The organism is Lentzea sp. NPDC055074 (assembly GCF_053608005.1).
Map to the genome: position 1 here is coordinate 18,483 of NZ_JBSGUQ010000032.1, position 18,466 is coordinate 36,948.

24 protein-coding genes and 1 tRNA gene are annotated in these 18,466 nt (G+C 64.9%); 14 read left to right on the forward strand and 11 right to left on the reverse strand.

Features of this window, described 5'->3' with window-relative positions; all coding sequences use genetic code 11:
- Window positions 1–26: 26 nt before the first annotated feature.
- From ACWF7A_RS42325 to ACWF7A_RS42340, 4 genes are all read left to right on the forward strand, one after another.
- Entirely contained in the window at window positions 27–659 is a 633-nt protein-coding gene (locus tag ACWF7A_RS42325) for a response regulator (RefSeq protein ID WP_452256103.1), read from the forward strand.
- Window positions 656–1,768: a sensor histidine kinase gene (locus ACWF7A_RS42330; RefSeq protein WP_452256104.1), complete on the forward strand. Its 1,113-nt coding sequence runs from the start codon at window positions 656–658 to the stop codon at window positions 1,766–1,768. The genes ACWF7A_RS42325 and ACWF7A_RS42330 overlap by 4 nt, the downstream gene beginning before the upstream one ends.
- 173 nt (window positions 1,769–1,941) lie before the next feature.
- Window positions 1,942–2,015: transfer RNA gene (locus ACWF7A_RS42335), tRNA-Pro, on the forward strand.
- Window positions 2,016–2,268: 253 nt separating this feature from the next.
- Window positions 2,269–4,209, forward strand: coding sequence for an ATP-dependent nuclease (locus tag ACWF7A_RS42340; RefSeq protein WP_452256105.1), 1,941 nt, complete (start codon window positions 2,269–2,271; stop codon window positions 4,207–4,209).
- 11 nt (window positions 4,210–4,220) lie between these two features.
- Here the strand turns inward: ACWF7A_RS42340 and ACWF7A_RS42345 are convergent, their stop codons facing one another.
- The 8 genes from ACWF7A_RS42345 to ACWF7A_RS42380 all read right to left on the reverse strand — a co-directional run bounded on the left by ACWF7A_RS42345 (window position 4,221) and on the right by ACWF7A_RS42380 (window position 9,672).
- The gene (locus ACWF7A_RS42345) at window positions 4,221–5,432 is read right to left on the reverse strand and encodes a tyrosine-type recombinase/integrase (protein WP_452256106.1); all 1,212 of its coding nucleotides are present in this window, start codon (window positions 5,430–5,432) and stop codon (window positions 4,221–4,223) included.
- A 175-nt stretch (window positions 5,433–5,607) separates the two neighbouring features.
- The gene (locus ACWF7A_RS42350) at window positions 5,608–6,996 is read right to left on the reverse strand and encodes a DUF3987 domain-containing protein (protein ID WP_452256107.1); all 1,389 of its coding nucleotides are present in this window, start codon (window positions 6,994–6,996) and stop codon (window positions 5,608–5,610) included.
- A 204-nt stretch (window positions 6,997–7,200) separates the two neighbouring features.
- Window positions 7,201–7,593, reverse strand: coding sequence for a hypothetical protein (locus ACWF7A_RS42355; RefSeq protein WP_452256108.1), 393 nt, complete (start codon window positions 7,591–7,593; stop codon window positions 7,201–7,203).
- The gene (locus ACWF7A_RS42360) at window positions 7,593–8,147 is read right to left on the reverse strand and encodes a hypothetical protein (RefSeq protein ID WP_452256109.1); all 555 of its coding nucleotides are present in this window, start codon (window positions 8,145–8,147) and stop codon (window positions 7,593–7,595) included. The genes ACWF7A_RS42355 and ACWF7A_RS42360 overlap by 1 nt, the downstream gene beginning before the upstream one ends.
- Window positions 8,147–8,617, reverse strand: a complete 471-nt coding sequence (locus ACWF7A_RS42365; RefSeq protein WP_452256110.1) for a hypothetical protein — start codon at window positions 8,615–8,617, stop codon at window positions 8,147–8,149. The genes ACWF7A_RS42360 and ACWF7A_RS42365 overlap by 1 nt, the downstream gene beginning before the upstream one ends.
- Window positions 8,617–9,054, reverse strand: a complete 438-nt coding sequence (locus ACWF7A_RS42370) for a hypothetical protein (RefSeq protein ID WP_452256111.1) — start codon at window positions 9,052–9,054, stop codon at window positions 8,617–8,619. The genes ACWF7A_RS42365 and ACWF7A_RS42370 overlap by 1 nt, the downstream gene beginning before the upstream one ends.
- Complete coding sequence (locus ACWF7A_RS42375; RefSeq protein ID WP_452256112.1) at window positions 9,051–9,455, reverse strand: hypothetical protein; 405 nt, start codon at window positions 9,453–9,455, stop codon at window positions 9,051–9,053. Before ACWF7A_RS42375 ends, ACWF7A_RS42370 begins: the two co-directional genes overlap by 4 nt.
- Before the next feature lies 1 nt (window position 9,456).
- Window positions 9,457–9,672, reverse strand: coding sequence for a helix-turn-helix domain-containing protein (locus tag ACWF7A_RS42380; protein ID WP_452256113.1), 216 nt, complete (start codon window positions 9,670–9,672; stop codon window positions 9,457–9,459).
- A 176-nt stretch (window positions 9,673–9,848) separates the two neighbouring features.
- On the opposite strand from ACWF7A_RS42380, the gene ACWF7A_RS42385 reads away from it, so the two are divergent.
- The 8 genes from ACWF7A_RS42385 to ACWF7A_RS42420 all read left to right on the forward strand — a co-directional run bounded on the left by ACWF7A_RS42385 (window position 9,849) and on the right by ACWF7A_RS42420 (window position 15,996).
- Window positions 9,849–10,190, forward strand: coding sequence for a GntR family transcriptional regulator (locus ACWF7A_RS42385; RefSeq protein WP_452256114.1), 342 nt, complete (start codon window positions 9,849–9,851; stop codon window positions 10,188–10,190).
- 209 nt (window positions 10,191–10,399) lie between these two features.
- Window positions 10,400–11,632, forward strand: a complete 1,233-nt coding sequence (locus tag ACWF7A_RS42390; protein ID WP_452256115.1) for an XRE family transcriptional regulator — start codon at window positions 10,400–10,402, stop codon at window positions 11,630–11,632.
- A 1,687-nt stretch (window positions 11,633–13,319) separates the two neighbouring features.
- Complete coding sequence (locus ACWF7A_RS42395) at window positions 13,320–13,844, forward strand: YbaB/EbfC family nucleoid-associated protein (RefSeq protein ID WP_452256116.1); 525 nt, start codon at window positions 13,320–13,322, stop codon at window positions 13,842–13,844.
- Window positions 13,841–14,140 carry a hypothetical protein gene (locus ACWF7A_RS42400; RefSeq protein ID WP_452256117.1) on the forward strand — a complete coding sequence of 100 codons (300 nt, stop codon included), beginning with the start codon at window positions 13,841–13,843 and terminating at the stop codon, window positions 14,138–14,140. The genes ACWF7A_RS42395 and ACWF7A_RS42400 overlap by 4 nt, the downstream gene beginning before the upstream one ends.
- Window positions 14,137–15,195 carry a hypothetical protein gene (locus ACWF7A_RS42405; RefSeq protein WP_452256118.1) on the forward strand — a complete coding sequence of 353 codons (1,059 nt, stop codon included), beginning with the start codon at window positions 14,137–14,139 and terminating at the stop codon, window positions 15,193–15,195. The genes ACWF7A_RS42400 and ACWF7A_RS42405 overlap by 4 nt, the downstream gene beginning before the upstream one ends.
- On the forward strand, window positions 15,192–15,428 hold the full coding sequence (locus ACWF7A_RS42410) for a DUF6346 domain-containing protein (protein WP_452256119.1): 237 nt from the start codon (window positions 15,192–15,194) through the stop codon (window positions 15,426–15,428). The genes ACWF7A_RS42405 and ACWF7A_RS42410 overlap by 4 nt, the downstream gene beginning before the upstream one ends.
- A 9-nt stretch (window positions 15,429–15,437) precedes the next feature.
- A complete protein-coding gene (locus ACWF7A_RS42415; RefSeq protein ID WP_452256120.1) occupies window positions 15,438–15,680 on the forward strand; it encodes a hypothetical protein in 243 nt (80 codons plus the stop codon).
- 145 nt (window positions 15,681–15,825) lie between these two features.
- A complete protein-coding gene (locus ACWF7A_RS42420) occupies window positions 15,826–15,996 on the forward strand; it encodes a hypothetical protein (protein WP_452256121.1) in 171 nt (56 codons plus the stop codon).
- Between the two features lie 20 nt (window positions 15,997–16,016).
- On the opposite strand, the gene ACWF7A_RS42425 is transcribed toward ACWF7A_RS42420, so the two are convergent.
- Together ACWF7A_RS42425 and ACWF7A_RS42430 are read right to left on the reverse strand one after the other, a co-directional pair.
- Complete coding sequence (locus tag ACWF7A_RS42425) at window positions 16,017–16,250, reverse strand: hypothetical protein (protein ID WP_452256122.1); 234 nt, start codon at window positions 16,248–16,250, stop codon at window positions 16,017–16,019.
- Complete coding sequence (locus ACWF7A_RS42430) at window positions 16,247–16,468, reverse strand: hypothetical protein (protein ID WP_452256123.1); 222 nt, start codon at window positions 16,466–16,468, stop codon at window positions 16,247–16,249. Before ACWF7A_RS42430 ends, ACWF7A_RS42425 begins: the two co-directional genes overlap by 4 nt.
- 110 nt (window positions 16,469–16,578) lie before the next feature.
- Between ACWF7A_RS42430 and ACWF7A_RS42435 the strand changes: the two genes are divergently transcribed.
- Together ACWF7A_RS42435 and ACWF7A_RS42440 are read left to right on the forward strand one after the other, a co-directional pair.
- Entirely contained in the window at window positions 16,579–16,998 is a 420-nt protein-coding gene (locus tag ACWF7A_RS42435; protein ID WP_452256124.1) for a hypothetical protein, read from the forward strand.
- A 124-nt stretch (window positions 16,999–17,122) separates the two neighbouring features.
- Entirely contained in the window at window positions 17,123–17,344 is a 222-nt protein-coding gene (locus tag ACWF7A_RS42440) for a hypothetical protein (protein WP_452256125.1), read from the forward strand.
- Here ACWF7A_RS42440 and ACWF7A_RS42445 read toward each other — a convergent pair whose 3' ends face one another.
- Window positions 17,345–18,007: a response regulator transcription factor gene (locus tag ACWF7A_RS42445; protein WP_452256126.1), complete on the reverse strand. Its 663-nt coding sequence runs from the start codon at window positions 18,005–18,007 to the stop codon at window positions 17,345–17,347.
- Between the last annotated feature and the right edge of the window lie 459 nt (window positions 18,008–18,466).

The window sequence follows — 18,466 nt, forward strand, 5'->3', positions numbered from 1 at the left end:
GCCATGGGGTGCGGTTGGTTGGGTTCGTGGCCGTACGAGTGGTGCTAGCCGACGACGAGGCCCTGCTGCGGCGGGGCCTCAAAGTCCTCCTCGAAGCCGACGGACGAGTGGAGGTCGTGGGTGAGGCAGCCGACGGCGCCGAACTCGTGGAAGCAGCCCTGACCCACCTCCCGGACGTGGTCCTGGTGGACGTCCAGATGCCGGGCGTGGACGGCCTGGAAGCGGTCCGCAGACTGCGAACCTGGGCCACCCCACCCGCGATAGCGGTGCTGACCACGTTCGACCTGGACGACTACGTCGCCACCGCCCTCGACCTGGGCGCACAGGGCTTCCTCCTGAAGGACGCCGAACCAGAGGCCCTCGTCCGCGCCGTGGTCGACCTGGCGGCAGGTGGCGCCGTCCTGGACCCGCGCATCACCGCCCGCCTGCTACCGAGACTGCGGGGCTTCCGAGCCAACAGGCAGCTCGACTCGCTCTCGGCCCGCGAACGCCAAGTCCTCGAACTGGTGGCCGCCGGCCGCTCGAACCACTCGATAGCCGAACAACTCTGCCTCTCCGAGGCGACGGTGAAGAGCTACGTCTCCACGGTCCTGACCAAACTGGGCGTGGAGAACAGGGTGCAGGCCGCCCTCGTGGCCCACCAGGTCGGTGTCTGGTGAAGCCGGTACTGCGCGAACTCCTCACCGTAGGCACCATCACAGGCGTAGTGCTCCTGACCCAGGACCGTCCGTTCGTGTGGTCGTTCTGGACCGCGGTAGCAGCCGCGTTACTCCTCCCCTTACGCCTGCGCTGGCCTTGGCTGGCGTCCCTGCTCTGCGTCCCAGCGGTAGCAGGCGGCCTGGGCTGGGCCCCAGCACTCGTGGCCCAATACCGCCTGGGCAGCAAGGAGAAGTCGATCCCGGTCCAGATCTTCTGGGTCCTGCTCCTGACAGTCGCCTCGATAGCCCCGGTGGTCCTGACCGAGACCGTCCCCCTGGGCCCGCTACTCCTGGCCACAGCCTTCGCCTTCGGCCTGGCAGCAGCCCCCACTGCCCTGGGCGCGCTCCTCACCACCCGCAAGGAACTGACCCAGTCGCTCTACGAAACCCGCAGGGCAAGAGCAGCGGAACTAGAGGCCCAAGAGACCTCAGCACGTGCAGCAGAGCGAGCCCGGATAGCGCGCGAGATCCACGACGCGGTAGGCCACCACGCCACCCTCATCGCCGTGGAGTCGGCAGCCCTGGCCGCCACCGCCCCAGACGACGTAGTCCGCGAGACAGCACTACGTCTACGAGCGCTGGCAAAGGAATCCCTGTCCGAGATGAGGGCAGCCCTGGGCCTCCTCAACTCCGACACCACCTACCCGTCCCTGCAAGAACTGATAGACCGAGCCCGAGTAGCAGGCGTCTCCGTGACCCTCACGGAAACAGGCGACACAGCCCTCTCTCCAGCAGTCTCCAGAGCACTCTTCCGAGTGGTCCAAGAGTCCCTGACCAACGTGACGAAACACGCCCCAGGCGCCTCCGTGACGGTGACAGTGGACAGAGCCACCCCGGTACGAGTCTCAGTGGTGAACGGCCCAAGCGACCTACCAGCACCAGCCGAAGGCGGTGGCGCAGGCCTTCACGGCCTCTCCGAACGAGTAAGGCTGGCCGGCGGCACCCTGACCACCTCCTACAGGGCAGACGGAGGCTTCAGCGTCACCGCGGTCCTACCGCCCGGTAAGTCGAAGGTTGACGGACAAGAGTCGACTTTCGGAGGTGGCGCCCGAGACGCCGCCACCGCATAGTGCTGGGTGTCGGTCGAGGATCGGGGGATCGGTCGGACCGAGGGACGCGGGGACCCGAACTTCGGGTCCCCGCCGTATTTCCGCAGCTAGCAGGCGGTTGCGGGGGTCGTTTTTGATCTCCGTGCGGGGTGTTGTAGGATTTCTCATGCACGCCGGGAAACCGGGAGTGTGGCCGGGACGTGGCGCAGTTTGGTAGCGCACTTGACTGGGGGTCAAGGGGTCGCAGGTTCAAATCCTGTCGTCCCGACGGTCGAAGAAAGCCCGTCTGATCATGGCAAATTGCCTGGTCAGACGGGCTTTCGTCGTTCTGTGCTTTGATCTTGCCTGGATCTGCTGTGCGAGTCGCCTGTGGACCGGTTGTGGACCAGCGCACGTCCGTCGTGCGGCTGCGGCATGCCATCTACGTTCCTGATGCCTCCGCACCAATCAGATCGCTCGTATCGCGGTCGGCGGGTAGCGTATTCGCCCTGCCGCCGCTATCCAGGACGAGGACGCACCGCATGCGCTTGGAAAAGATCAAAGTTGAGCGATTCCGCAACTTCACCGATACGCAGACGATGCAGGTGGAGCCTCACGTGACTTGCCTTGTCGGCAAGAACGAGTCCGGTAAGACCACGGTCCTCAAAGCGCTGCACCGGCTCAATCCGGCCAACAGTCCCGATAGCTTTGACCTTGCTGTTGAATACCCGCGCCGTCGCCTTGCACGCGATCGCCGTCGGAACAAGCTCGATGAGGTCGAACCCATCGTTGCCTGGTTCTCTCTGGAAGTCAGCGAGGTTGCACAGGTTGCGAGCATCCTTGGGTTCGAGCCGCCGGCAGGTACAGAGGTGCGTGCTGGGCGGACCTATGGAGACGACCTCTGGGTCGATGTCGAGTGCGCGTTGTCGAAGGTCGTGGAGATAGCGGGCAGTGCGGTTGGCGTTGATCATGAGGACATCGCCGATCTTGCCGCTTTCTCGGACATCAAGGCCGTGCACACGCGTGCCGCAGAGTTGAGCGCGTCATATCGCCAGAGCGGGAATGTTCCTAGGGGCACGGCGCTGGATCATCTTGCTACCGAGTTGGAAAAGTACCAGGTTTTGCTCTACGACTGGGAGCTGTCTCAATCCCAGCGTGACGATATCGCGGCTCTGCTGCCTAAATTCTTTTACTTCTCGAATTATGAGTTGCTTCAGGGTGAGACCGACCTGGAAGAGCTGGCAAGTCGTGTCGAGAATGAGACGCTTGAGCAAGGTGACGAGACGATGGTTGCTTTGCTGGAGTTGGCGGGTCAGGAGCCCAAGAGCTTCCTTGATGAAGAGTATGTCACCCGTAAGGCGGAGCTGCAGGCGGCTAGCTCCGACCTGACTCGTCAGGTGATGAAGTACTGGAAGCAGAACCCTGCCCTTTCGGTTCGATTTGACACCGATATGCCTATCGTTGGTCGCACCCCAGAGGGTAGGGATATTCGCCATCGTTTCCTAAAGGTTGAACTGCACGATGCTAGGCACGACGTTGATACAAACTTCGCCACCCGCTCTGCCGGATTTCAGTGGTTCTTCTCATTCCTTGCGGCGTTCAGTGTCTATCAGGATTCGGATAAACGCGTAGTTGTCCTTCTTGATGAGCCAGGAACAAGCTTGCATGGTGAGGCGCAGCGAGACTTCGTGTCGTACATACATGATGAATTGGGCATCCATCAGCAGGTTCTTTACACCACGCACTCGCAGCACATGCTCGATCCGACTAAGTACGAGACGATGCGTGCTGTGCATGATCGGGCGACGACTGAGGAGCCTGAACTGGGTGTCGTCATCACGCCTGTCGACCTGTCGGCTGACCGGGGCACGGTTCTTCCTGTCGAGGCTGCGATCGGTTACACCGTGGCTCAACATCTTTTTCTTGGTCGTGGTCCGCACCTGGTTGTGGAGGGAAGCAGTGACTTCGTCTACTTGATGAGGATGTCTGCTCACTTGACGTCGCTTGGGCGAACAGGGCTGGATCCTCGCATCTCGATCATTCCGATCGGTGGTGTCACCAACATGCCAGCATTTATTGCTCTATTCGGTCGACGTCTCGATGTGCGTGCTCTCGTTGACGGAGCGGAGACCAGTAAGGTTTCGACTAGGATTTATCAGGTCGCGGAATCTGTTGGGGTTGATCGCAGGAAAGTCGTGATTCTTGGCGAAACTCCCGGACTTCCGAATACTGCTGACATCGAGGATTTGTTCACGGTTAAAGACTACCTCTGGCTCTATAATCGAACGCTTTCGCCAGTGGAGGAGTCGGAACTGCGCCAGACTCCCGAGCCGATCTTGCGACGTATTGAAGTCGCTCGTGGGAAGTTTGATCACGCTGGTCCCGCCCACCAGCTCAGTAAGGATCTCGATTCATTCCTTGAGCAGGTTGACGGCGACACCTTGGATCGATTTGAGGAACTCTTCGTCAAGCTCGTAGTGTAAACAATATGGGCTTAAATGATGCGAAGTTGTGGCTTCAGTGACGTTTTCTGAAGATGTGCGGACAGCAGTTTTCCTGCGTCGGTAACGGCCCGCTGATGAGGATGAAGATACCTCTGAGTCGTTGTCAGTGAGCCGTGCCCGGCGATCTTCTGGAGGTGGTGTACGGGAACGCCGGCATCGGCCATCCAGGTCAGGCCGGTGTGCCTCAGGCTGTGCCGCTTCAGGTGGTCGAACCCGAGCTTAGTTACGACCTCGTCCCAGTGCGTTGCATCGCGCAGCACTGCCGTGCTGACTCGCCCACCACGCGGACCGATGAACAGCCGCGCGTCTTTTGTACCGTCCGTCTCCGCGATGCGGCGCTCCACCATCTCGCGAATCTCGTCGATCAGCGGCACGATCCGTGCGCGTTTGCCCTTCGTGCCCTTGTCGACCAGGCCGCCCGGCGCGGTCGTCGTTTGACGCCTAACCGTCCATGTCCAGTTGTCGCGGTTGATGTCCCGCACGCGGCAGCCCGAGACCTCGCCGATACGCGCGGCAGTGCACGCAGCGAACAACACGACGTCACGCCAGCCGTCGTACTCGCCAGCCGAACGAGCAGCAAGCGCGTCAGCGAGACGTAGAAGGGTGGGCCAGTCCGGCAGCGCGAGTGATCGCGGGTCATCCAGCTCGTCCTCTACGCGAGCGTATTGCTTCTGCCAGCCTTTGATCCGTGCTGGGTTGCGATCAATGATGCCGTCGCGAAGCGCCTGTTCCATGATCCGAACGAGCATGGCCAGCGTGTTCTTGACGACGGACTTGCTGCACTCTTCTGCGATCCAACCCGACTCCGGATCCATCACTGCGCGGTCCACCGCGCCTGCCGTAATCATCCGCACGGGCAGGTGTCCCAGCGACGGCAGGATGCGCAGTTTCCAGCCGGACATGTACGGCGGCAGCGTCTTGTCCTCCAGGCCGCGCAACGCGAGGTTCAGGACGTCCGGTGTGCCGTACTCCGCCAGCGTCATCACCGCGGCGGTCGGGTCGACCCCGCCGGCTGCGGCGCGCTCCATGCTTTCGATCCACGCCACGGCTTCGTTCTCGGTCTCACATGAGTGGGAACGTGACGGACGTTTGCCGGTCACCGGATCGGTCCATCGCACGCGGGCGCGGTACGGCGTCGGGCGGTCGGGCAGGTGTTCGATGTCTGCCGACAGCTTCACGCCGATGGGTGGCTTGGCTGGCATGCGGACGTCCTTTCGCTTGCGGGTGGTGATGTGAACAGAGGTTGACGAACTTGACGAACTTGACGAACTAAATGCCTGACCTGCGGTTTTGCGTGTGATTTAGTTCGTCACTGACTAACTAAGTCGAGAGCGTTTCCGCAGGTCAGGCGTCTAGTTCGTCAGTTCGTCAAGTTCGTCAGGGTTGAGCGCGGTAGACCTCGGTCGGTCGTCCGCGTCCGCTGGCCGGTGAGCGGTTGATGCGCTCCACTCGGCCGCTCTGGACAAGCTGGTCGAGCAGGTGCACCGGGTCGACGCCCGCCCGCTTTGCGTTGCCACCAAAGAAGTCCATAGTGACGTTCTTGCGTGTACGTCCCTCTGGTCCGGCTTCGGCGATCCAGGCGGCCAGGCGTGCGACGGTGTCGTTCGGACTCAGGACCGCTGCCGCAGAGGCGATCGAGTAGCGGACTAGTGCGGAGGCGGCGGCCAGGTGTCGCGGCCCGATGCTGTCGGCGCGGTCGAGCAGGGCGTAGATGGCGGCGATGCGCAGGCAGTGTGGTGCGGCGCGGGAGATGAACTCCTCGACCGGGGTTTCGGTGTCACCGTCGCGACTGGCGAACTCGATGTAGAGCCGCCGCCACGCCAGCGCGCCGGCGTCGGTGAAGCCCACCGCGCCGACATCGCCCGCCTGGCGGAGCCGCTCGAAGAGCGACGCTCCCAGCTGGAGCATCAGCGTCGGATCGGCTGGCGTGGGCGTGTCGAGCAGCTTGGACTGCGCCACGGCGATGGGCAAGAACCTGTTGTAGGTGCCGCCTGCCATGTCGGCGGCGGAGACCTTCTCGCGGAACTCCTTCGGGGTGATGTGGGCGCTGATGCTGATATGGGACTGACGTGCCACGCGCGCGTCCACGTTGAGCGTTGACAGGTTGCCGCCCTCCCAGGCCGCGCGCAGCGTCGCGGACAACGTATTGCCCTCACGGCGCATGCGGGCCATGACCGTGCCCCACTCAGGCTCGTAGGCCAGCAGGCGACAGTCCCCATCGGGCAGCAACCGTGGCTTGCGGCCCGCCTTACCGGTCTCGGCTTCGGCGGCAAATACCGATGCCAGGCCTTCACCGCTGGACAGTCCGGAGTGGATGTTCTGGGCCACGAAGTCGTTGTCGGTGAACGACAGCAGCGCTTTCGCGGCGTTGTAGGCGGTGCCCTTCTTGCCCACACCGGTCTGCCCGATGAGCATCGGCCAGATCAGCAGCGGGTGCCGCTCGTAACCCAGTTGCAGGTGCGGGCCGGGACCGAGGTGTGCCCCGGCGGCACCGAGCAGCGTGGCCAGGACGCCGATCTGGTCGGCTTCGGTGTGCGGGTCGAGCTGGGCGGCCAGGTTGCCGAGGTAGCAGTCGAACACCGCCTCCTCGATATGCGGTAGCCACAGCCGCACCTGGGCGACGCGTTCGCGGGCATGGGCGGCCAACTGTTCCAGCTCGTCCAGGCCTGGTGTCGCTGCGGTGCCGGTGTCCCGGACGGGACGCAGCCATCGGCCGGCAGGCGGCTCGGGGGCTGGTGTCCCGTCCAGTGCGGGGTCCGGTGCCATGCGTGTAGACCTCTCCAAAAGGTGACCGAGGGTGATCGTCCCGAGTGGACGCAAGTTCGTCAGAACCGTTGTCAGGCAACGTCTTGCGTGCGCGACGCGCGTACGCACGCACCTGCACGCGTAGGACGCGAGTGCGCGCGGATCTACGCGTCTGACGTCAACTGACGTCGGGCCTGCGCGTGATCACGATGCGTGAGCGGCGATTCAGCCCGTGCGCCGCAGGATCGCCGACCGCTCACGCGAGTCCCGCAACCCGTTGTCCGCAGCGAGGAACAGCTCGGTGACGCGTCCCTTACACGTGATCAGCCGAGCCTGGTCGAGGTCGGCCGCGCGCGTCTCGATCGCCCGTTCCAGCCGGGCCTTGTCGACGGCGACCTTGTTGGCGCCGTCGTTGAGCAGGACGTCCAGCACGGTCTCACGGATGCGGTCGGCGTCGGCCAGCTGCTCATCGTTCAGCGGCGAGGCGTAGAGGATCGAGACCAGGTCCTCGAACCGCAACGGGATGTTGAACCGCGCCGCAGTCACGGTCGGACCGCGCCCGCTGACACGGAACCGTGCCGAGAGCTCGACACCGTCCTTACCCAGGTGCGCACGCATCACGCCACCTCCTGCGGCAGCGCGGCGGCGACGCGTCCAGCCGTGACCTGCGCCGCCGACAGCCACAGCGGAACGGCCTGCGGCTGCCCGCCGGCCAGCACGACGTCCGCCACGGACTCGCAGGTGCGCAACCGGTCGACGTCCAGCCACATCGCCGGACACTGCCGGGCCTGGCGGATGCCGTCCGCGAGCGTGGCGGCCTCGCAGCGAGGGTCGCTCACCACGAGCTGCGCATAGGCCCGCAGCTGCTCGACTGGCCGGGCCGCCGGGTCGAACGGGGCGACGTAGAGCACCGCCACCAGCGTGTCCCGGTCCACCTCGACAGCTACCCGGAACCCCAGCTCCACCTGCGAACGCCCGTACAGCGCGCACAACAGCCGCTGGTAGAACTCGCTCGGGAGCGCGGCGCCGTTCTCCCAGCGCGCCACCATCCGGATCATGCTGGCGTCGCCCGGCAGGCTCTCGCCCTCCCGCGCGGCCACCGCGCGCAGCTTGCGCACCATCGTGGCCTGCGACCAGGTCGCCGCACTCCGGGCCTGCTTCAGCGCGGTCATCACGCCACCTCCCAAGGCGCTGGGCCATCAGTGGCCGGGAGCATGCGTGGCAACCGGGGCGCGAACGCGCACAGCCGCGCGGAGGCCAGCACACAGGCACGCAACCGCGCCGCGCTGCTCCAGCGCGTCCGGAACACGCCGTGCTCGGACTCCGTCACCGTGCCCAGAGCGCACCGCACAAGGAACGCCCTGGTCTCACGGGCCATCGTGGCGATGCGGTCCAGGCCCTCGTTCTGCACGCTCCAGAACGCGACCTCCGCCAGCTCGTCCGGGTCCTCGGGCAGCTCACCTAGCGCCAGGTGCAACGCCATGGCGATCTCGTCGTCACCGAGCACCAGCGGCCACCGGTGCTCCGCCGCGTAGAACCGCACGCGCCGCACCTCGAGGAGGTGTTCGTTCAGCACCGGCCGTTCACGCTCGTAGGCCAGCAGCTCGACCTCGGACTCGAACTCCGCGCCGTTGACCGCCATCACGCACCTACCGTCAGGCCGTGATCACGCGTGGCGGCGGCCACCAGCGCACTCGCGGCGCCCGTGCAGGACGTTCCCCGCCCGGCGCTCCAGACACCGTTCTGCCACGCGGCGACCTCGGGCATCACCGATGGCGCGACCTTGTGCACGTCCAGCAGATTTGCCATCCGGTCCACCAGCGCCAGCTCCTGAACCCGAGCCAGACCGACGCGACGCACACCCGCGACCACCAACCGCGCCAACTCGCCGGCGTCCACGTCCGTCCCGACGTACGCACCACTCAGGTTGAGCGCCATCGCCACCTCCGCGACGTAGCGCAACACGAACGCGTCCTCGGGCCGCTCCGACTCCTGAACGACCATGCGGAACTTGGGATCCCTGTGCATCGCTACCGTGATGGTCGGCACGGCCGTCTCTCGCGACATCACCGCGGTCATGCCGTCACCAGCTCTCGCGGGGCCGCGCACTGCCGACGGCGGGGACGCGGGGTGGTGGCTGGGAACAGCTGCGTAACGCGGTTGCGGCACAGCATCAGCCACGCCCTGCGGCCGTCGCCCGCGCCCATCTCCTCGATCTCGTCACGCACGGCCTCCACGCGGGTCAGCCCAACGTTCACGACCGCCTCCACGACCAGCGAACGAGCCTGGTCATCGTCCGCGAGCGCGATGCAGGAGTCGTCCAGGCTGCCCCACTCGAACAGCGCCGCGACCAGGTCGTCGTAGTCCATCGGCACCGACACGACCACGGTCGCCAGAACCGGGGTGTCCATGTAACCGGGACGAGTGCATGGGGTGAAGTCCGTGGTGACGCCGTTGACAGTCGTCGTTGCGGTGCTCATCTCAGGCCACCTCCGCCACAATTACGGGGCGGATGGTGCACGCCTCCACATACTCGTTGATGGCCTGGCCGGAGACGCGCACCGCGCCTGCGCCCTCACCCATCCGAACCGCGCGGAGCTTGCCCGATTCCACTGCGCGGTAGATCGTCGCCTGGGAGACGTCCAACATGTCTGCCACTGCCTTGACCCGGTACAGCCGGGTAGTCTCAACCTGCATCGTCGCGCTCCAACGTGTCCGATGTGCGCCCCGGCTGGTGTTCCCGCACCGGTCGGGGCTTCTGTGTTCTGCGGCCTGAGACGACCGCGACAAGGGAGAACTTAGCTAACATAGGCAACGTAGTCAACTATGCTCTGCATGGTCATCATCGTTGGCTAGGTTGTAGCCTTGCTGACGTGCTGAAACTCGACCCGAACGACTCGCGTGCGCCGTTCCAGCAGATCGCTGACCACTTTCGCCGTGTCATCGCGGCAGGAGACCTGGTTCCTGGTGACAAGCTGCCGAGTCACGGCAAGATCGCCGGTGAGGTCGGCGTGGCTGTCGGCACCGTCAAGCACGCGTTTTCCTTGCTGCAAAGCGAAGGCTTGATCGTGACGAGGCAGGGGCAGGGGGCGTTCGTGCGTACCAAGCCACTTCCTGAGGCCGCCGACGAAGCCGTGATCGCGAACCTTCAGCGCGCCGTCGAGGCACTGACCGCCCGAGTTGAAGCTGTCGAGCGCAAGCTGGGGGAGAGCTAGCGCGCTCTGCTCCTGAGTGCTGATGTGGGCTGTAGTTGCTGTATTCACGTTTACTACGTTCCATCGAAACCAAACGACTTCACAGTGTCATGAGCGGGGTCAGTTCCGTAACGTGGTGATATGGCTGTGTCACCCCGTGACACTGGTCGTGTCCCCTCCCGTAGGTGCCACACTCGGAGGCGACGGCACTCGATCGCAGGGGAGCGGGCATGGGTGAGCAGCTGCCGGAGTGGGCGAGGCGCATTCGCGCACTTCGCGAGGCACGCGGCATGTCCCAGGTAGCCGCGGCTGAGGCCATGCGTCGCCACGCCGATCGACAGCTGCCCGCATCCGAACATCTTGAGCGGCGCTGGAAGGCTTGGGAGCGCGGCGACAACAAGCCACGCAAGGACGGCTACGCCCCGCTCATCGCGGGCGCCCTCGGCACAGTAACTGCCGCGATCTTCCCTCCCGATGAACGGCCGGCGGCCACTGACCTGCTCACCGTCACGGGCATGGACACGCTGGAGATCGTCAGCCGGTTGCAGGTGTCGGACCTCAACGAAGCCACGATGGACGGCTTGCGCATCACGGTCGACAAGCTGTGTTCGGAGTACGCGAGCCAGCCAGCGGCGGACCTCATCACCGAGGGGCGCCAGTGGCTCCGCCGCATCGTGGAGATGCAGGAACAACGGTTGAGTTTCAGGCAGCGGCGAGACACCTTGGAGCTTGCGGGCTGGCTGGCGCTGCTCGTCGGGTGTCTGGAGTACGACCTGGGGGACAGGCGCGCTGCGGAAGCGACTCGGCAGGTGGCGCTGAGTCTCGGCAAAGACGTTGGCAGCCCCGGCATTCTCGGGTGGGCTCACGAGATGCGCGCTTGGTTCGCGCTGACCTCGAACGACTACCGAAGCGTGTTGGCCGCAGCCGACGCCGGCATCGCCGCTGCGGGCAATCACAGCGTGGCAGTCCAGCTGGTAGCGCAGCAGGCGAAAGCCTTTGCGCGCATGGGACTTCAAGACGAGATGGCGACAACGCTCGAACGCGGTCGGGTGCTGTTGGATGGCATGCCGTACCCCGAGAACACCGACAACCACTTCGTGGTGGACCCGCTGAAGTTCGACTTCTACGCGATGGACTGTTACCGCCACACCGGAAACGACCGTCTGGCAAGGGCTCTTGCGGACGAGGTGATCCGAGGTGCGACCGACTACACCGGCAAAGCGCGGGCGCCGATGCGCATCGCCGAAGCGCAGATCACCCTTGGAGTGACGGCAGCCCGCCAGGGCGACCTCGATGAGGCACTCGACCACGGCCGCCGTGCGCTATCCGGCGACCGAAAGTCGTTGCCCTCTCTGGCGATCGCTTCTCAGGACCTCGCCGACGTGCTGACGCACCAGTACGCGGGGGAGGAAGCCGCGGAGGAGTACCTCGCGCAGCTGCGAGACATCCGGCGACCGACGTGACGACCGAGGTGACTTCGTCTTTGCTTCAACATGGCGGGGCGGAGCAGCCGAGGTGCTTGACGGGCGTGTTGCGTCACCGACGTTTTCGCAGCTCGGTCGCGACCGGGCCGCTGTCGGCCGCGCAGCCGACAGTGCGACCGAGGAGTTCCGCCTGGCTGCGTGACGTTCGTCCGCGAGCGGCCATCTCAGGGCGCTCTGAGATGGCCTATGCGGCGTTGCCGGTCGCGTTGGCAGAGTCGGCTGCGCGCGGCCGGTTCGGGGCTCTGGAGGGCGACCGGCTGGCGATCATCCCCTATGTTGAAGCATTCCGATGCGGGAAACCCAGAGGTGCATCGCAGGGCTTCTAGCGCAACTGCCCATCGTGGCTCACCATGGATCGCATGGCTTCAAACGGACGCAGCCCCTACGCCATTGATCATGTGTGCTCGGCCTGTGGACGAAGGACCTTCGCGAATCGGCGAACGGGGCGGCTCAACGTCCACAAGCAACCAGATGGAATAGCCGAATGCGCAGCGTCTGGGGCCGTGGTCTTGGAGCCTGACGAGACCTTCGTGGCCGAGCTGCGTCAAGGGTTCCGAAACCCCGACTCCGTTGAGTTCGAGTGCTCGCAGTGTGGCGCGAAGACGCGAGCAAACCGACGCACGGGACGGCTCTACTCCCATCCGATCCCCGAGTCCACGGAGGTATGCGGGGCCTCTGCCTCGGTGGTGCTGGACGCGGAAGGAGGCGCGGTGCCAACGCTGGAGCGTGCAGAGGAGCCACCGCAGGTCAGTGATGTGACGGTTCGTGTGCGTGAGGAAGAGTCCAACAGCGTTCGAACCGTCTCGGGCGGTCTGCCCACCCTTGGAAGACGCCGCAGGTGACGTTGTGGACCAGGTGTGGACCAAAAGATCAGCAACAGGAGAGAAAACAGCAAGAGCTGACTAATCAGCTTCTCGTGGAGTCGACTGTTTTCGCAGGTCAGAGCGCCTGTGCGTCCTGGGGGTCAAGGGGTCGCAGGTTCAAATCCTGTCGTCCCGACGGCCAAGAGGGTCTTCGCAGCTCAGAAGCTGTGGAGGCCCTCTTTTGTGATCTTGTCGAGTTCTGCTAGGTCCAGCATGCCGCTCGTCGCCCCCTTTGCTCTGATAGCTGTGCCTGTATTCCGTTGTCATTCGCGCAGGCTTGGTGTGCAGGGCGAAGTCTCTTCGTCTGAGAAGCGGGCCGGGACCCCTTTTGCTGGCTGCGTGACAGGAGTTAAGGGCACGCCCCGCAGCCGCATCGCGTTCCCGGGGGAGAGTTGCGCACTGGTGACCTGTCCCATCACGCTGATGATCAGCAGAACTCGCCGCAGTTGTACCGCCACGTCGAGGAAGTGTTCGGCAGGTTGGAAAGGTTCACCGGCTTGAACTTCAGGGCGATGGTGCTCGTCGAGAGGAAGTGCTGCGGGAAGCAGCCAGTGAGTTGGGTATCAGGTGCTGCCGATTCGAAAGGTGAACACGAACTTCGATACCTCTGTCGAGGCGTGGCCTGCTCGGTCGTGACTCTGGTTCCTGCTGACCGGTCATCGCTGCGGACTTGAGCGGTTCATGGTGCTCGTTGGTCAGTCGTCGTGAAGCGCGCCATATCAGGATTACGTGATTGGGCTGCATGGCCTAGCACGGTCCGTTACTCTCTGCTCGCTTTGAGTAAGAGGTGACCCTGGGGGCGCATGATCGATCCTGAGCAGCTGCTCAGCCAGTACGAAGGCAAGCTCGCGCAGGCGCAGGCCAAGAGCGAGGCCATCCGCGATAACCTCGCGCACCTGCAGGTCACTGAGCGCAGTCCTGACGGGCAGATCACGGTGACCGTCAATGACGCTGGCAACTTGGTCGCATTGCAGCTCGGCCAGGCGTTGCAGCGCAAGGACGGTACAGCCGTCGCGCAGGACGTCATGCGCACCCTGCAGGCGGCGCAGAGCCGCATTGCGAGCGTTGTCCAGGAGTCGATGGCGCCGCTGCTGGGTGCCGACTCCGAGACCATGCACTTGATGATGGACAAGCTGCGCAGCGCGCAGCCACCGCCTCCTCCTGAGCAGTACGTGCAGGGAAACGGAGGTTGGGGGCCGACAGAGCCACGCTTGGGTTCTATTGAGGACGACACGCCACCACCTCCGCGGCCGCAGCAGGCTCCTCGTCCACCGCAGCACCGTCCGATCGATGACGACGACTTCGGCAACGGGAGCATCCTGCGATGAACTACCGCATCGATCTCGCTGAGATGGACGCTCACGCCGAGCGTGTGGATGAGATCGGCGGGCGCATCGGCACCGCCATCGGAGCGGGCAACGCGGCCTCGAACCCCGAGGCGTTCGGCCTGCTCGGAATTCCGCTCGCGGCCCTCTGCTCGGCCGCACAGCACATGGCGATGAACACCCTCAACGACGCAGCCGAGGCCGCGCTCGACCACCACAAGCGGGTCACGGCATGGCGCGAGGACGTCAAGAACAACGAGGAAGAGCAGACCAGCCGCTTCAAGACGGGCGATTCGTGAGCACTCCGAGCACTGGGCCTGCTCAGGCCCCCGCCGAGAACCCGTTGATCCGCAAAGGTCAGGACATCCCGAAGACCGAGGGTGCCGGGCTGTTCCACGACGTGACCGAGGCGGTGAGCGGCTTCTCCGATGGCAACTGGGCCGAGGGCCTGCTCAACCTCGCCAGCGCGGCGGGTGACATCGGCAAGATGCTGACCGATCCGCTGGCATACCTGTTCAGCGCGGGCTTCGGCTGGATGTTCGAGCACATCAGCTTCCTCAAGGAGCCGCTTGACTGGCTGACCGGCGACCAGCAGACACTCGACGGAATGGCGCAGACGTGGTCGTCGGTGTCGAGCTACCTCGACGAGATCTCCACCGATCTCAAGAAGGCCGTCGACAACGATGCCGGGCAGTGGGTGGGCAGGGATTCGGCGAAGTACCGCGAGTTCGGTGCTGACCGTGCGGACACCTACGGCGCTGTCGGCACGGCGGCGCGTGGGATGTCGATCCTGATCACGATCTGCAAGACGATCCTCAAAGTGGTCCGCGACATCGTGCGCGACCTGATCACCGAGGCGATCGGCAAGCTGATCAGCATCTGCATCCGCTGGGCGCCCGCCATGGCGGCGCTGGGCGCGGGTATCGCCGGTGCCGTCGCCGAAGGTGTTCCCGTCGCGGTGCGCTACGCGCAGAAGTGCATCGAGTGGTGCCGCAAGCTCACCAGCGCGTTCGGCAAGGCGGGAGGTCTGTTCAAGAAGCTCGACGACGTCCTCGCCAACGCGAGCGTCAACCTCGCCAAGCGCGGCGACGACTTCGTGACCGTGCTGAAGCAGGGCGTGAACGCGGACATCGCACGGGAGATGAAGAACTTCAACGTCGGCGCCATGCTGAGGGATGCGGGAGCCGGCGCGAAGAAAGTCGTCGTTGATGGCGTCACAGGCCTGCCGAAAGACATCGGCCCCGCCATGGCCGAAGAGTTCCGCAAGGAAGGTGCGAAGATCGTCGACAACCGAGGCTGGAAGGACTGGCGCGAGCTGAAAGCAGACCAGGACGAAGAGGAGCGGGGCGGGTGAACGCCCTCCGGCGCGTCCTCGTCGCCCTGATCGTTCCGTTGCTGGGCTACCTGCTCGGCGCCACGATCTTCAACCACTTCTGGAACCAGGTCGAACCAGGCGATCTGGCAAAGGCCGATCTGGTGGCCACGGCGAAGTCTTGCGAGCGCCGCGGCCCGGTGGCACTGCGGGGCTTCGGCTTCTACTACGAGTGCCGGGCCGAGGTCCGGGTCAGGTCCAGTGGAGAGACGTAGACGTCGACCGTGACGGGGTGGCTCACGCCCGCGGACATCGGCAAGCAGTACGCCGTCCACACCGTGCGGCACGGCAGGCCGTTGCAGCCGGACGTGCGGTCGCAGGGGCAGGTATTCCTGGGCTGGTTGTGCACCTTCGTCTTCGCGATCGCGTTCCTCTTCTTGAACGTCTGGATCGCGCGTCACATGTGGCCCGACGCTCCTCGGCGCAAGCGCCGCATGCCGATCAGATACGAACCGCCTCAGCCGTGAGCAGTCACGTCGGGTCGATGACGACGGCGGTACTTGAGTGTTTGTCAGGTGACCGAAGCAAACTACGAGACCGTTCTCGTCGCTCAGGCGGCTGCCGATCACGCGCGGGTCGCCTCGAAGCGACGTCGACACTGCCGAGAACGCGGTGGCGTTCACCGGTGGCTTCGGGGCCGCGATCAGCGGTGACCTCGACGAATACATGCTGAAGTGGACGCTGCCTGTCGAGTCCGTTGTGGGACGTACCAAGGCGATCGAGATCTCGTGGGCGATGTTCGTCGAACGGGCTGATCGCCCTCGTCATGCCCGTCCCAGCTGAACTCGACGAACGGTTGACCGTCACGCTTCGCCCACGGCAGTTTCCACCCGCCCGACCGGCCTCTGCGCAAGCCACTCCCGTGCGCGCGTCAGTTCGAACGAGGCGGTGCCGATCTCAGGTGCATGCCAGCGTGCTTTGCCTCCGTGTTCAGCTTCCTCGACGAAGCACCGACGGCGCTTCCAGTCGATCCAGCCGGCCTTCCAGCTGCGGCCGGCGAGGAGAAGCAGCCGCTGCCCTTCGATCTTTTCGTTCAACAGGGCGGGATCGGTGGGCCGATCTCGCGGCGTCCATGTAGGACAGTGAACTGTTGTGGAGCGGTGAACACCGCCATCGTGTCCATGAAGTGCCGTCCGCCGAACTTCTGTTCTGCAGATGGACCGATGAACAGCAGCTCCCCGTCCTGCTCGAGGAAACCTTGGTAGACGAGGTGTCGGTTCTCCTGCAGGCAGAGAGCCAACAACTGTTGAGCCACGATGTGTCTCGGTTCCGGGGGCCGTCACCGGCTCGACGAATCCGCGACTCCCGTGAGACGCGGTGTGGCACCCTCGCAGCTGCCATGCAGCCTGTCGGGAGGAGGTCCGTGTGCGGATCGTTGGTCTGCTGGCCGTGGCCTTGTTGCTACTGGCGGGATGTGGCGGCGGCATTGCCGTCGACACGAACGCCGATCTCGACTCGGCGGTGCGCACGTTCGTCGGCGAGAAGGCGGAGAAGCCCCGTCCGTTCAGCGAGTTCACCTCGTGGGACTGGGACGAGCTGTACGTCGTCGACCTCGACGGTGCCGACTCCGGCTACGTCGAGGAGGTCACCGGGGAGAAGTTCGACGTGCCCTGGGGTAGCAAGAGCGGCGTGTTCCTGTACTACGAGGGCGGCAAGCGGGTGCGGGCCGAACTGATGAACCGCGGGTCCTTCTGCCCAGGGATCTACACCCGTGAGGCCGTCGTCGACCACAAGTTCGCGTGCTGGCTGCAGGACTCGAAGGTGCGGGATCTTCCCGCGAAGTGAGTTGACGCGCCACTGCCCGGCGGGTCTGCCTTTCGAGGCAGGCCCGCTGGTCTCTCTTCGGGTGGAGTGCAGACGTGTGCTCTCCCCGCGGAAGGCGAGGGCTTGGCTCGCCGCGACGAGCAGGTTGGCGATCGTCAGTGCCGTCCAGAGGCCTGTCAGGTCGTTGCTGAGGATCGCCACCGCCGTCAGCGTCAGCAGGGCCGTGACGGCTCCGGTCACCGCCGGGGCGCGCCAATCGTCGCTACTGGTCGTGGCAGCCGTGCAGCGCGACCTCGCAGCTGCGGCCGAAGGTGAACGCGCGGCTGGGCCCGGCGCCGTCCTCGACTCGGTCGCCGACCTGCCGTGATCAGATCAGGCCGTGGCGCAGGGCGTAGGCGACGGCGTGTGTGCGGTTGCGGAGGTTGAGCCTGCTGAGCATGTTGTGCAGCACGTTCTTCACGGTGCGTTCGGAGTAGATCAGCTGCTCGGCGATCTCCCCGGTGTCCTTGCCCTCCGCGAGCATGCGGATGACCTCGGTCTCGCGCGGGGACAGGCCGCTGAACGTCAGGTCGCGCGGGGCGAGGGTGTTCTCCTGCAGGTGTTTGAGGCCCTGCAGGACCATGCCGAGTTGGTGGGCCGGCAGGTCGCCGCGACCGTCGTGCGCGTCGCCGATCGCGCGCAGCAGCCGTGCCCGGTTCGTCGCCTCGGCCCGTGACACCAGCACGATCAGTCCGTGCTCGATCGCGGTCCACAGCTCGGACTGCCGGAGGTCGTCGGCGATCAGCACGAGCCGGGCGGCGGCCTTGGTGAGGATGGTGTGGAGGTCGGCCTCGGGCACGGCGACGATCACGTCCGCGTCGGTGACGTCGTCGACGAGGTCTAGGCCCGGTGTGGAGCGGAGCATCGCGACCAGGCCCGTGGAGACCAGGGGGTCCGTTGCCTGGACGGACAAGCGGATGCTCGTCCGGCGGGCCTGGGCGAGGGTGGCTGACCGGTGCGGGTCGCTCGGCCAGGCGAGGTGCGAAGTCATGCGAATAGAAAACATCGCGATGTCTCCGGTCGCCAGGAGTCCGGGGCGGCAGCTTTGGGGGGAACGCAAACCTGCCGGTCCTTCTGGAAACTTTGTTCTCCTCGGCCGGACGGCTATTGCCGGGCGTTCCGTGCGCTCTCGCTGTGTCGAGTATGAGGGTGTTTGTGCAGGTGAGTTCTTGATCGTGTTGATCTGAGGAGAGTGTTGGGGGTGTCGCGACCGAAGTGGGCGGCGGCGTCCCGGGGAGCCCATTGGGAAACGAGCCCACTTATTTAATGCTTTCTTAAGGAGTTTGTCTCGTATCGCTTCCGGATTGCGTTGACGACGTGATTCCCGCTGTGTGCGGGAGAGACTCCTTGAGGACGTCCGCGTGGTGGTCCGTGGCCGATCGCGCCAACTGAGACGCCCGGACGGACGCTCCTGCCGCCCGTTGGAACACCTAACGGTGGCCGATCGGTG